The sequence below is a fragment of the Paenibacillus terrae genome, assembly GCF_005217525.1.
Taxonomy (GTDB): domain Bacteria; phylum Bacillota; class Bacilli; order Paenibacillales; family Paenibacillaceae; genus Paenibacillus; species Paenibacillus terrae_C.
Window position 1 is genome coordinate 601,490 of sequence record NZ_PNXQ01000016.1, and the last position, 13,520, is coordinate 615,009.

A 13,520-nucleotide genomic window follows, 5' to 3' on the forward strand; every position below is an offset into this window, starting at 1 on the left:
TACAAACTCCCCTACATTACTCTCTTAAACAGCTTCTCCAAATCATATGTGGAAAAGGATACAACGATAGGCCGCCCATGCGGGCAGGTGTACGGCTGTCTGCACGCCGCCAAACGCTCCAGCAGTACGACAGCCTGTCGGTCGGTCAGCTTTTGGTTTGCTTTGATCGACGCCCGGCAGGAGCACATGATCGAGGCTGCCTCCCGTAGCTTAGCCAGATCTATTGCTTTTTCATCCAGCACCCATCCTGCCATTTCCTCAATAACATCCGCTTCTTCTCCTTGAGGAAGCCAGTAAGGATAGGAGCTAACACGGAAGGTTTGACCTCCAAAATGCTCCAAATACACTCCCGCCTGCTCAAACCAGTGCAGCCTTGTTTTCAGCTTTTCCGTCTCCGAAGGCGTAAATTCTAATGTAATCGGCAGCAGTAGCTCCTGCGATACCGCCTCGGGATTGCCGAATTTTTCATAATAGAATTCGTAGTTAACCCGTTCATGCGCAGCATGCTGGTCAATTAAATACAGCCCCTGATCGTTCTGCGCAATCAAATAGGTTCCATGGTGCTGACCAATCAAATTTAGCTCAGGAAAAGCGGGCAACTCGGGAGCCTCACCCGATACCACTGCCAACTGCTCTGCATTCAGCCGTGACTGACGTGTCTTCTGATCCGTGAAATAACGGGAATCCTCGGCGTTTCCTCCACCCGGTGAAGCAGAAGACCGATAAGCTACAGAAGCAGCCGCTTCCTGTACTCTGCCGCTGTACAAGGGGGATGAGCTCGATCCGGCTTTATTCCCATCGTTTCCATCCACAAAATCTGCATCCAGTTCCTCGTCACTGACACGTTGCCCAGAAGACGGGTTCCCCCGACCAGAGGCAGGGAGCCTTTCCCTAGCTTGAAGTTGCTCACGCTCCGTGCCAAGCCTGTGGTTTTCCTCATTCTGGTCCAAGCGAATGGATTGGCGCGGGTCACGACCCTCCGGGTAAGATCCGGAAAGCGACTGTGCCTCCCTCCGGCTCTCGCCAGCAGAAGAATTTCCTTCCGTATCGTTTCCCTTCGAGAAATGAAACTGCTCCTGGACGAACGAGCCGCTATCCTTACCGCCAATTTCGCGCTTGACCGCCTTCGGAATCAGTACCTGTTGTCCTAAAACAGCCTTTACCGAATCCTCAACCAGTTGAAACAGCTCGGCTTCCTTGCTGAACCGCACCTCCAGCTTGGCGGGATGAACGTTAACATCTACTAGTGAAGGATGCATTTCCAACTGGATCACAGCCAGTGGAAAACGATTGATCGGCAGCAAGGTATGATACGCTTTGAGCAGCGCCTGATTCAATCCATAGCTGCGCACAAAGCGTCCGTTCACCACCGTTGAGATGGCATTCCGATTCGATCTGGTCCACTCCGGGCGACTGACATAGCCGCTAATGCGGTAATCCAGACTCTCTCCTTCCAGCAGCAGCATGGATTTCGCAGCCGAAGTTCCATAAACCGCAGCAATCACCTGAAGCAAGTCACCATTGCCCAGCGTTTGAAGCAGTGTATTCCCATTATGCCTTAAGGTGAAGGCAACTTCCGAATGCGAGAGCGCCATTCGGTACAACACATCCGAAATGTGCCCCAGTTCTGTCTGGATCGTTTTCATATATTTCAGCCTTGCAGGCGTGTTATAAAACAGCTCCCGGACGGTAAAATCCGTCCCCTGTCGGGCCGCTGCATCCTCATGGAGCATCAGCTTGCCGCCCTCAATAACCAATTTGCGGGCACGTCCGTCATCTCCGGCTGCTGTGAGCAGCTCCAGTTTCGATACAGCCGCAATACTCGGAAGTGCTTCTCCCCGGAAGCCCAGGCTCGTGATCTGGAACAGATCGCGTCCGTGTCCGATTTTGCTGGTCGCATGCCGATAGAACGCCGTTTCCACATCTTCAGGCTCGATGCCACTACCGTTATCCGTCACCCGGATGCTTTGCAGTCCGCCTTCCTCTACCCATACGTCGATACGGGTACCGCCCGCATCAATCGCATTTTCCACCAGTTCCTTCACGACGGAGGCTGGACGCTCCACAACCTCACCGGCAGCAATCTGGTTGGCAATATGCTCATCCAGTACCCGAATTTTAGACATCCTTTTAACCTCCCCCTGACTTCAAAGTGTGATGAAAAACTAGAAATATAATATTGTTACCTACAGGCCGTTGGCCTTGTTCTTCAGTTCGTTTAATAGCTGCATCGCCTGCAAAGGTGTCATGTTCATGACATCGGCGTTTTTCACCTTGCGTAAAATCTGGCGCACAATCGGATTAACCTCGGCCGTCTCCGGCTGCGGCTTGGCAGGAGCAAGCTCTTGCTCTCCGAAAATGGACAGCTGTACGACTCCGGTAGCCGTATGGTCCAGCACACTGTAGTCTTCCACAGCCTGCTGAGTGTTTTCTTTTACAACGGTGGCTTGCTGTGACACAAGTGGAGCCTGCAATGCAGCTTCTCTTACAACGTTTTCCCTTGCTGCTGCAACAACCTCGGTGCCTGCCGTCACTTGGGCAGCCGCGTGCTCAAAGCCGTGTAACAGCCCATTCGCGCGTTCAATGATATCATCCGGCAAACCCGCAAGACGGGCACAATAGATACCGTAACTGCTGCTGGCCGCGCCCGGTATGAGCTTACGCAGGAAATTCACCTTGTCGCCGCTTTCCTGTACCGCCATGGAATAGTTTCGCAGCGAGGACAGGCTTTGCTCCAAATGGGCCAGCTCATGAAAATGCGTAGACACCAGCGCCTTACAGCCGATCGTGTCATGGACAAATTCAATCACAGCTTGAGCAATCGCCATTCCCTCACTGGTGGACGTACCTCGTCCCAACTCGTCAATAATGATCAGGCTTCGCGGAGTCGCTTTGTCTGTCATGACCTGAATATCAGCCATTTCCACCATGAACGTACTCTGGCCGCCGATCAGATCATCCGCCGCACCGATGCGCGTAAAAATGCGATCCAGCATCGGCACTTTGGCATGTGCAGCCGGAACGAAGCAGCCGATCTGCGCCATGATTGCGATCAGCGCGACCTGACGCATATACGTACTTTTCCCAGCCATATTCGGTCCGGTGATTAGCAAAATATGCGCATCTGCTTCCTCCAGCGCCGTACCATTGGCGATAAAGCTGCCATCCTTCATCACAGCTTCCACAACGGGATGTCGCCCTTGCTCCACCACGAAATCATAGCCCGTGGTCAGCTCAGGCTTCACGAAGCCACGCTCTGCACTGACCGATGCCAGCGACTGGTATACATCAATTTCTGCCACTCGCTCTGCCAGCTTTTGCAAACGCGGAATTTCAGTATTTAGTTTACTGCGAAGCTCAGAGAAAAGAGAGTACTCCAGATCCACCATCTTATCCTCGGCTTCCAAAATCAGTGATTCCTTTTCCTTCAGCTCCGGTGTAATATATCGTTCCGCATTCGCCAGCGTTTGCTTGCGTTCATATCGTCCTTCTGGCAATGAAGCCAGGTTGGATTTGGTTACCTCGATATAATAGCCAAATACTTTGTTATATCCAATTTTGAGCGACCGAATGCCCGTTGCTACACGTTCCTTCGCCTCCAGCTCGGCGATCCAGCGCTTGCCGTTCACGCTCGCTTCACGCAGTTCGTCCAGACGCTGATGGTAACCTTCCTTAATGAGGCCCCCGTCCCTTACGGAAATAGGCGGCTCGTCCGCTACGGCTTCCTCAATCAACGCGCACAAGTCTGTACAGCTATCCAGCGTTTGGGCAATTCGGCGCAGTGTCTCCGATTCCGATCCTGCACAGAGCTCACGCAAAGCCGGAATCCGGGTCAATGACAGCTTGAGCGCAATCAGATCGCGTGCATTGGCGCTACCAAAGGCAATTCGCCCAACCAAACGCTCCAGATCGTAAATTTCTTTAAGCTGTGCACGCACATCCTCACGAAAAATAAACTGGTGGTACAGCTTGTCAACCGCCTCCAGCCGTTCCTCGATCAGATGGCTGCTAAGCAGCGGCTTGTCGATCCAGCGTCGCAGCAACCGCGCTCCCATCGACGTCTCCGTCCGATCCAGCAGCCATAGCAGCGAGCCTTTCTTGGAGCGCTCACGAACCGTCTCCACCAGTTCCAGATTGCGGCGGGTAAATGGATCAAGAACCATAAAATGGTTCGGATCATAAACAGAAATCTGGGTCAACTGGCCTAACGATCTTTTTTGTGTTTCATTCAAATAAGCAATCAAACGCGATACACACTGCCTGCGTTCCTCGTTGAGCCTTGCCCACGTTGCTTCACCAAATTGACCACGCACAAGTTCATCCTTAGACTTGTCCCAGGCTGTGTATACAACACGACGACCAACGGGTGACATTCGGGAGGTTACGAAATCTAGCAGATGACCATCGCCCACCATTTCTGACGGTTCATAAATATTAATTTCATCCAATAGCCATTCTTTCGAATCCGGTACAGAGGTCACATACAGCTCACCTGTTGACAAATCGCAGGCTGCCAGTGCCAGCATCCCGTCCGTCTCGGTGACACATACCATGTAGTTGTTGGATTTGTCACCCAGCACCTTACCTTCCATCACCGTACCCGGAGTAACGACACGGACAATATCTCGCCGTACCATTCCCTTTGTAGCCGAGGCTTCCTCCATCTGTTCGCAGATGGCAACCTTATAGCCCTTTTCAATAAGGCGCTGTATGTAATTTTCCGCCGAATGATAAGGCACGCCGCACATTGGAATTTTTTCCGTGCCGCCACCATCGCGTCCGGTAAGTGTAATCTCCAACTCCCTGGATGCAAGAATCGCATCATCAAAAAACATCTCATAAAAATCCCCCAGGCGGAAAAACAAAAACGCATCCTGGGCCTGGTCTTTTATGGATAAATATTGCTCAATCATCGGTGTATATTTGGCCATACCGTCTACTAACCCCCACACATTGTTCCGTTTAAACTTACATTACCTTTCATTATAGCAAAAATGACAGTCGATAACATGAAAGCAATCGCAGACAACATCTCTCATTTTACGAAAGCCTCCAAAACGGACGCAAATCCCGAGATTCATCCCATTGCTTTCCTTGGCGCAGACTGTCCAGCAAAGGCCCGACATATGCTTTATACTGCGGATATACATCCAGTAAAACGATATCCAAAATAAGAGGTTCCATATACCCTCCCAGCACAATCCGATTTCCTTCATAAAAAGCTCTATGGGCCTCTTCCTCATCTAGTGGCCTACGCTGCAAGCGCGGATATTGAGACGCGATGAGAAATGCCATTCCAATCACGCCTTTCGCGAGCTGCGGCGAAACGAGAAAGCTGGGTAGCGTACGGTATTCAAAACCGCCGTACGGTTGGCGGCGAAAATCGCCCAAATTGCCGTAATGTGGTCTGCGCCGGGCTGCGCGTTTGTCTTCTAACAACGCCAAAGGCAGCGCCAAATAATTATCTAGCGCACGTAGCAGGGACCCGTTCAGCGAAATTCCGCTAAAATGCAGATGCCCTCCCAGCGGAAAACCCGACTGCGGCATCCCGCCTGCTTGCCAAATTAGCGTACGATCGGCAATGCGCCGGGCTGCTGCCGCAAAGGCATGGCGTAGATGGGTCAGCAAAAGAACTGGATCGTCACTTGGTGCGGGTCGAAGCTCAGCGACCGGGTACAACGTCCGCCCCCGGCGCGTAACCGCATCGCATCCTGCCACGCCGAGGCGACCCAAATATCGTGAAGCCGGTACGACACGTCCTTCCGGCATGCGGACCAGCACAAATTCAGGGTCCATCCCGATTAGCAGCTGTTTATCCCCTTGTGCCGCTGGAAGATCCTCTCCCTGAACATCATCTTCGCGAGCGGCGGCTTCATATAGCATGTCTAGGCGTCTATCATTTAGCCATGGCTGAGCCACGACTTCACGTACCTGACAACTGCGCTCGCCCAGCAGTGTCAACGTCACCTCGCCACTGTCGAGGCCGAGTGTGTACAAAGTACGTACAGCCAGACGCTCCATTCGGACGGACAGCTGAGAGCTGCTATCCAACGCAGACGGATTATAAGCGCGGACTTTGGAGTGTCCTTCAATCGTGCGTCTTCGAATTTCCAGCATTCGTAGCTGATGGATCTGCACTGCATAGCCTACCGCAAAATCTGCTGCGTTGTCGTCAATCCAGCGAACCGATATGCCGGAGCGTTCCAGCCGGCGCTGCTTTTCATCATCCGACATCTGTCTAAAGCGTTTAAGCGCCTGTCCCGCCTGCTGCATTATCTTCCCCCCTACCAGATTACGGACGAATTCCCTTCCCTACAACAAAAAAAGGAGGGCCTTTCCCCCTGCGCAGCTTCAGCCGGCGCAAAAGAGTAAAGCGGCCCTCTTTTTGATTACTTCCGTCAGAGCTCGTCGTCAATGAGGTCGGGGTCGAGCTCCTCATAGTCCCCTTCTTCCGCTCCAAAATCATAGTCCTTGTCAAAATCGTCACTGCTGCCATTCGGGAATACTTCTACAACAATTTTCGTTTCTGCCACCAGTTCCACCGCAAATTCCCGCTCGACCCGGATAATTACGCTGCCGCCCCCTGAAGACACACTGGCCTCAACGCAGCTTGGCTCCTGTGTCGCCTCGGCGGATACTTCCACTGTAGACGCCCGGTGCTTAGGATCAAGATACGAGAGCGGTACATTTTCTACGTACGACACCGTTTCCTTTGCCACATCGGTCTGCGAGTTTTTATCGTATGAGTACCAGATATTGATATCATACGTCCCCACGACCTCAATGCCGTCTCCAGCCGCCACAGACTCATACTGGTGGTTAATAATCCATGCCCCCAAAATGCTGGTCGGATTATTAGGCGGAGTTACGGTATGGGTTACGGTAGAGAATTTGCGACCTTTACCACAGATCGCTTTTGTAATAATCTCTCTACGATTTTTATGACTCAATGCCATTCTTGAACCTCCTCCATACAATCAATCATTCCATACATATGTATGCAGGAAGTAGGCGAATGTTGAGTGAATAGGCGAAAAGGAAAAAATATTATTTGTATAAGCTTATGCTCTAACGGCTTGAACTCATGCACGCCAATGTGTTACATGCTGCTCGACAATCCGTAAAAATTCGCTGAGCGCCGGGGATTTCCACTTTTTCGTATGATAGGCGACCTGGGTAGCCACCTGCTGTTCGCTGTCATCCCAGCTTAAACGCGCCATCTTCCCTTCACGCAGCTCATTTTGCACCGTAACCAGCGGAAGCAGCGCAACGCCCAATCCGGCCATGACACATTGCTTGATCGCTTCAATACTCCAAAACTCCAAACTAGGGTCTGCAAAAATACCGTGTCTGTTCAAATATTGCTCAAAAAGGATTCGATAGGTGCAGCCCGTCTCTGTGTGCAAAATGGTTTCGTCCTTCAAGTCAGCTGGCTCTACTTTACTATAGGAAGCCAGTGGATGGCCTAATGGTGCAACCAATGCCATCGGCTCGTGTATGAGCGTAGTAACATGCAGTTCTCTATCCTCCGTCTCCGGCTGAAGCAAAAAAGCCAAATCCAGCTCACCTGAGCGGGTCAAATCGCGCAATTCCCAGCATTCACCGGGTTTAAGCACGATTTTCACCTTGGGATAACGCTCTCTGTACTCACGGATCAGGCTCGGCAGGCGGAAAGCCGCCAGCGACTCTGGCGCTCCAATTTTGAGCGTGCCCGTCAGCACTGTTTCTGAGCGTAACGCATCCTTGGCAAGGGCATGCATCTTGGAAATCTCCTGCGCATAGGGCAGCAGACGTCGTCCGGCATCAGTGAGCATGATTTTCTTACCTATGCGGTCAAAAAGAGGTGTGCCCAGTTCTGTCTCCAGCGTCTGAATTTGAGCAGTTATACTCGATTGTGCATAATCCAGTATACGCGCAGCCCGCGTAAAACTGCCTGCCTCAACCACATTTAAAAACGTAAATAAATGCCGTGATTCCATAAGTTGCTCCTTCAATCGTTTTTTTCGATGAAAGCCATCGTTATATTCCGTTTTTCCGATAGATTGATTATCTGATAAGCTGAAGGAAATGACAAGAGAAAGAAGGCTTACCTGCATGACAAATGAACATAAATTACAATCCACCATTGGTCTTCCACAGGCCATTGCGCTATATATCGGGGCGGTGCTGGGTTCGGGGATACTGATTGTACCCGGTCTTGCCGCCGAAATGGCGGGTCCGGCATCCCTATTGGCATGGGGCTTTATGACCCTGCTCATCTTGCCCATGGCCTTGTCCATGGGACTGCTGTCCGCCAAATTCCCGAGCGCTGGAGGGGTATCGCATTTTGTTACGCTGGCTTTTTCACCGCGTGCAGGCTCTTATATCGGGTGGTTTTTTCTGATGTCAGTTCCGATTGGGGCGCCTGTTGCCGCACTCACGGGAGCTGGCTATATGACCGCCGCCATGGGCTGGGGAGAGGAAAGCCGCATTCTGCTGGCCGCAGCCATGCTGGCGGTTGGACTGATCATTAACTGGGTCGGGATGAAGGTTGCGGGACGTATTCAGATTGCGGTTGTTATTGCTATTGTTGCTGTCCTGATCTTCGCCATTGCCGCAGCAATACCACAAATGAAACCGGTACACTTCACACCGTTTGCTCCGCACGGCTGGCTTCCTGTCGGTCAGGCGGCCGCGATTCTGTTCTGGTGCTTCATCGGCTGGGAGGCCGTCTCCCATTTGTCAGAAGAATTCACCAATCCTCAGCGGGCGGCTGTTAAGGGTGTCACCGTTGCAGCCATCATCGTTGGCCTGCTTTATTTTCTTACTGCACTGGTTACAGTCGGGACACAAAGTTACCTTGCAGGCGGATCAGACGCTTCGCTCGTATGGGTGATTAGCCGGGCCATTGGTCCGTGGGGCGCAGTGATCGCTGGCCTGACGGGCATCTTTATTTGTACAGCTACGATTATCGCTTATGTAGGTGCTGCTTCACGCGTCGCGTATGCCTTATCCCGGCAAGGCCACGCCTTCCGCTGGATGGGTATCTTGTCCCGACGTTTTCAAACGCCAATTGGGGGTATCGCGTTTCTCTTCCTTTGTTTCGTCGTCATTATGTCTCTTTACGGTAGCGGTACTGTTTCACTTACCAACCTGATCCAGTTCCCCAACGCCACCTTTATCCTGACCTATCTGGGCGGGTGTGCTGCGGGCATCAAGCTGCTACGGGGTAATCGCTGGGGCGTAGCCATTAGTTGGGTGTCATTCATCTCGACGGCGGTGGTGTTCCCCTTTGTCGGCTGGGCCATGCTTTATCCTTGCCTGATCACCGTTGCCTTATGGATCGCAGGTCGGATTCAGCACAAACGAACCCTGCCTGCGCCGTCCGTCATCACTGAAAAAGAAAAAGCTACTGTTCATCATTAGACAGTAGCCGTTTAGATTGGGCCTCGATTCTAAGCTTTGACTGGAGTGGGGGCCTTGTCCTTTTTAGCAATTTTTAAATACTGATGTAATTCATGTGTAAGCTGCAACAGTGTCGAACGAATTTCGAACTCCTCCCGGGTTGCGGGAAGCTCCATTTTTTTAAATTCCTCACGCACCTGCTCCAACAGCTTCTCCGTCTTCCCCGTATAATGTCCAGCCAGAACGTCATTGCTGAGCTGATCGAATAGCTCGGCCAAAAGTTTAGCCTGCGGCATATGCTGGTACATCTGCGAGATTAGCTGCATCATATTTTGAATCGAATCCAGTTGTTCCCTGCGCATATAAAAATACACATTCCAGCCCTCTTGCGGACGAAGCATCTGATTTTCCAATGAACGCCCCGCCTCGGTCACTCCTTTGGCGATGACATTGCTCGCTTCTATAACTTCCTTGCCATCCCATATGTATGCCGGACTGCGTAATGTATTGGCCATATTTCTGAATATAATGGAAAACGTCCGGTCCACCTCCTGCCGGATTTGCTGCATCGTGTTATCAGAGCGCGGCATGTAGGCCAGATTGACAACCATCGCAGACCCTAGTCCGATGACCAGCAGATACAATTGAGTCATTAGCACCTGCATATCAATCTCACCGCCGCTAAATACACGGAACACAACGACTGAACCCGTGACGATTCCTTCTTTAAAGCCTACCCGTACAATGACCGGAAACGCCGTTAAAATATATAATGCCAGTACCCAATCATGGAATCCGAATACAACAAACAAAACACAAGCAAAAAGAAGCCCCACGACGGATGCAAAAAATCTCGCCGAAATGGTACGGAGACTTCTCTTGCGAGTGACATCCACCCCCAAAATAGCCAAAAGCCCTGCCGAGGTGGCTCCATGAATGCCAAAACCATCCGCAATGAGTACGGCCATTAATGCGGCAATAGCCGTTTTAATCGTACGAAAGCCCATGAAAAAATTCTGTCCTCTCTGGATGAAATCTGTTTTCGTAAAACTTTGAATCATTTTCATTTTCATGGTACTTTATTTTCACGTTTTACACAAATGAGGTCTGCTAAATCCTGAAATGTATAGAAGTTTGATTCTTATCGCTGAGGACGATCAGACAGCAACAGTCGCTCCACATACACGACCGCCTGATACATCAATGTCGCTACGACCGCAATGATAAGTAAACTGGACATCACCAGCGTGAAATTGAACACCTGGAAGCCGTAGATGATCAAATAGCCCAACCCGTTTTTAGCTACCAGAAATTCACCGACGATCACGCCAACCCAGGCCATGCCGACATTCACCTTTAGTGTAGAGACGATAGCTGGAAAGGATGCAGGCAAAATCACCTTGCTAAACGTATCGCGTCGCGATCCACCAAATGTGCGAACCACCTTGATCAGATTCGAATCTACTTCCTGAAAGCTGTTATACACGACTAACGTCGTAATAATGACCGTAATCGAGAGGGTCGTCATTAGAATAGCGGTAAATCCGGCTCCGAACATGACGATAAAAATCGGCCCCAACGCCACCTTGGGCATACTGTTGAAGACAACCATATAGGGGTCCAGTACCTTTGACAGAAACGGCGACCACCAGATCAGCACAGCCAGCAGTGTTCCCAGCAGCGTCCCCAGTAAAAAACCCGCTAACGTTTCTCCAACCGTGACACCGACATGCCCCCACAGCTCGCCACTGACCGCATCCTTGCCTATTTGGGTAAATATTTTGCTTGGATAGCTAAACAGCAGTACATCAATCCATTTCATCCGACCCGCAATTTCCCACAACACAAATAAAAATACTACAATAGCTGTCTGTACACCCGTTACCAACCGTCGCTCCGAGCGCCTGCTGCGCTGATACTCCTGATGCAGCCCTTGAATCCATCGCTGTTCGAGCCGATCCGCTTCGTCCTTCACTTTTCTACTCACTCCTTTGCTCCCGAAGCCTCCAGTTCACCCCATATTTCATGAAAAAGCTCATTAAAGCCCGGCTGCTCGCGCGCATAAAAAGGCTGAGCTTCGCGGATGGAATCCGGAATTTCAAAGGTACGCCGGATGTGACCCGGATTTCGGCCCAGCACAATAATCCGGTCGCTAACCGCAATCGCCTCCGCCAAGTCGTGTGTGACCAAAATAGCTGTTTTCCTCCGCTCACGCAAGGTTTCGGCAATCAGGTCTTCCAACTGGAGCTTGGTCTGATAATCCAGCGCAGAGAACGGTTCATCCAGCAGCAGAAGTCCTGGATTGGTCGCCAGCGTCCGTACCAGCGCCACACGCTGGCGCATCCCCCCGGATAACTGGGACGGATGCAGATGCTCCTTCCCTTCCAGCCCCATGCCCTCCAGCAGCAGTCGGGTCCGTTCACGCGAGTCCTCATCTACCCGGTTGCCCAGCTCCAGACCCAGCAGCGCATTATCCATGATCGTACGCCACGGAAACAGGTAATCCTGCTGCAACATGTAGCCGACCTCCGGACTCGGACCATTTACAGGCTGACCTTGCAGCAGCACCTGACCCGCCGCCGGGCGCAATAACCCAGCGATCATGGACAGGATTGTCGTTTTGCCGCAGCCGCTTGGGCCAACCAAACTGATAAACTCTCCTGTCCCTACAGCGAAGTTGATATCCTCAACCGCCAGCGAGGCCTCCCGGTCTGTTACATACACATGCGTTACTTGCTTCAGCTCCACCACCGGGACCGTTGCATCCGAAATAAGACAACTCCGTTCTTCTGTCATGGCGAGCCTCCGGCGTCTACGCCTGTATCAGCGGCTCCATTTGTTCCCGCTTTTGCAAGCTGGTCGGCGTTCCCCGATGAGCCTGCTGCAATCACCTTCTCTGCAAAGCTTCGGTTCACCAGTTGATCCAGCGCAACCGGGCTTTTCAATTCACCCGCCGAAGCCATGACATCCTGCAAATTTTTCCATTCATTTTCATCAATTATTGGGTTCACAGCATAGGTGCCTTGTTCCTTGTAACGCTTGACACTACTGGTCAGAACCGCCAGATCTGTGTCCTTGAAATAGGGCATAATGGCTTCGGCAATCTGCTCAGGTGAATGCGTGGCAATCCACTTCTGTGCCTGGTATACAGCCTTCGTAAATTTTTGTACGATCTCGCCATTCTCGTTCAGATAGCTTTGTTTCGCCATATATACGGTATAGGGTAGCTCGCCGCTCTCCACACCAATGGAGGCCACTACCCGTCCCCGGCCTTCTTTTTCGAAAATAGACGCCTGTGGCTCGAATAACTGCACATAATCCCCTGTACCGGAACCGAAAGCAGAGGCAACATTGGCAAAATCAATATTTTGAATCAGCTTCAAATCCTTGTGTGGGTCAATGCCGTGTTTGCGCAGTGCAAATTCCAACGACATTTGTGGCATTCCGCCCTTTCTTTGACCAAGAAAATTTTGTCCCTTCAGCTTTTCCCAATCAAAGCTAGCCTGCGTTTGCCGGGCAAACAGAAAGGTTCCGTCCGTCTGCGTCAATTGGGCAAAATTAATGATGGGGTCCTCTGCCCCTTGCTGATACACATAAATAGATGTTTCCGCACCGATAAGTGCGATATCCGCCTGATTGGACAGCAACGCCGTCATCGTCTTGTCGCCACCGGGAATCGTCGCCAGTTGGACATTCAGCCCCTCCTGAGCAAACATCCCCTGGCTCAAGGCTACATACTGTGGCGCATAAAAGACCGTTCGGGCTACTTCGCCCAGTCTAATCTCAATCGTCTGCTCCCCTTTGGGTGCGCACCCGCCGAGCAGCAGCAACCCGAGCACTGCCGCAGCCGCCACAGCTTTGAAACGAGCGCCGATATTCATCCCTGTTCCCTCCCCACCTTTTTTGCATTATAGACTGAATCAATTTCATAATACCCTCAGTAGCTTTAATCAAGAGTACATATAGATCAAAATGGTTTAGTTTGTCTATATGTAGTATACATTTCGTTGGCTTAATCATTTATGAAATGGATTCAACTTCATATATTGTTATGCGGCTGCCTACTCAATGGTTAATCGCACACAAAAACCCCACGTTCGCCCAGGAACGCGGGGTAGATGCACAAATGATGATGT

10 protein-coding genes are annotated in these 13,520 nt (G+C 51.3%); 1 reads left to right on the forward strand and 9 read right to left on the reverse strand.

Features of this window, described 5'->3' with window-relative positions; all coding sequences use genetic code 11:
- Positions 1-11: 11 nt before the first annotated feature.
- From mutL to C1I60_RS20345, 5 genes are all read right to left on the reverse strand, one after another.
- Entirely contained in the window at positions 12-2,126 is a 2,115-nt protein-coding gene (mutL, locus tag C1I60_RS20325) for a DNA mismatch repair endonuclease MutL (RefSeq protein WP_137063343.1), read from the reverse strand.
- A 60-nt stretch (positions 2,127-2,186) separates the two neighbouring features.
- Positions 2,187-4,931, reverse strand: coding sequence for a DNA mismatch repair protein MutS (mutS, locus tag C1I60_RS20330; protein WP_137063344.1), 2,745 nt, complete (start codon positions 4,929-4,931; stop codon positions 2,187-2,189).
- A 109-nt stretch (positions 4,932-5,040) separates the two neighbouring features.
- Complete coding sequence (locus tag C1I60_RS20335; RefSeq protein WP_137063345.1) at positions 5,041-6,273, reverse strand: putative amidoligase domain-containing protein; 1,233 nt, start codon at positions 6,271-6,273, stop codon at positions 5,041-5,043.
- A gap of 125 nt (positions 6,274-6,398) precedes the next feature.
- Entirely contained in the window at positions 6,399-6,956 is a 558-nt protein-coding gene (locus tag C1I60_RS20340) for an outer spore coat protein CotE (RefSeq protein ID WP_137063346.1), read from the reverse strand.
- A gap of 126 nt (positions 6,957-7,082) precedes the next feature.
- Entirely contained in the window at positions 7,083-7,979 is an 897-nt protein-coding gene (locus C1I60_RS20345) for a LysR family transcriptional regulator (protein ID WP_137063347.1), read from the reverse strand.
- 115 nt (positions 7,980-8,094) lie between these two features.
- Here C1I60_RS20345 and C1I60_RS20350 point away from each other — a divergent pair, with 115 nt between their 5' ends.
- Entirely contained in the window at positions 8,095-9,405 is a 1,311-nt protein-coding gene (locus C1I60_RS20350; RefSeq protein WP_137063348.1) for an amino acid permease, read from the forward strand.
- Positions 9,406-9,434: 29 nt separating this feature from the next.
- Here C1I60_RS20350 and C1I60_RS20355 read toward each other — a convergent pair whose 3' ends face one another.
- The 4 genes from C1I60_RS20355 to C1I60_RS20370 form a co-directional block, all read right to left on the reverse strand.
- Entirely contained in the window at positions 9,435-10,391 is a 957-nt protein-coding gene (locus C1I60_RS20355; protein WP_137063349.1) for an aromatic acid exporter family protein, read from the reverse strand.
- 134 nt (positions 10,392-10,525) lie between these two features.
- Positions 10,526-11,359 (reverse strand): ABC transporter permease, encoded by an 834-nt coding sequence (locus tag C1I60_RS20360; RefSeq protein WP_137063867.1) that lies wholly within the window; start codon positions 11,357-11,359, stop codon positions 10,526-10,528.
- A gap of 8 nt (positions 11,360-11,367) precedes the next feature.
- Positions 11,368-12,180, reverse strand: a complete 813-nt coding sequence (locus C1I60_RS20365; RefSeq protein WP_137063350.1) for an ABC transporter ATP-binding protein — start codon at positions 12,178-12,180, stop codon at positions 11,368-11,370.
- Entirely contained in the window at positions 12,177-13,265 is a 1,089-nt protein-coding gene (locus tag C1I60_RS20370) for an ABC transporter substrate-binding protein (protein WP_137063351.1), read from the reverse strand. Before C1I60_RS20370 ends, C1I60_RS20365 begins: the two co-directional genes overlap by 4 nt.
- Between the last annotated feature and the right edge of the window lie 255 nt (positions 13,266-13,520).

Bases quoted from the DNA above. Each gene is read 5' to 3' on its own strand.
- C1I60_RS20335 (WP_137063345.1), bottom strand. From the start codon at position 6,273: ATGCAGCAGGCGGGACAGGCGCTTAAACGCTTTAGACAGATGTCGGAT.
- mutL (WP_137063343.1), bottom strand. From the start codon at position 2,126: ATGTCTAAAATTCGGGTACTGGATGAGCATATTGCCAACCAGATTGCT.
- C1I60_RS20345 (WP_137063347.1), bottom strand. From the start codon at position 7,979: ATGGAATCACGGCATTTATTTACGTTTTTAAATGTGGTTGAGGCAGGC.
- C1I60_RS20350 (WP_137063348.1), top strand. From the start codon at position 8,095: ATGACAAATGAACATAAATTACAATCCACCATTGGTCTTCCACAGGCC.
- mutS (WP_137063344.1), bottom strand. From the start codon at position 4,931: ATGGCCAAATATACACCGATGATTGAGCAATATTTATCCATAAAAGAC.
- C1I60_RS20355 (WP_137063349.1), bottom strand. From the start codon at position 10,391: ATGGGCTTTCGTACGATTAAAACGGCTATTGCCGCATTAATGGCCGTA.
- C1I60_RS20370 (WP_137063351.1), bottom strand. From the start codon at position 13,265: ATGAATATCGGCGCTCGTTTCAAAGCTGTGGCGGCTGCGGCAGTGCTC.
- C1I60_RS20340 (WP_137063346.1), bottom strand. From the start codon at position 6,956: ATGGCATTGAGTCATAAAAATCGTAGAGAGATTATTACAAAAGCGATC.
- C1I60_RS20365 (WP_137063350.1), bottom strand. From the start codon at position 12,180: ATGACAGAAGAACGGAGTTGTCTTATTTCGGATGCAACGGTCCCGGTG.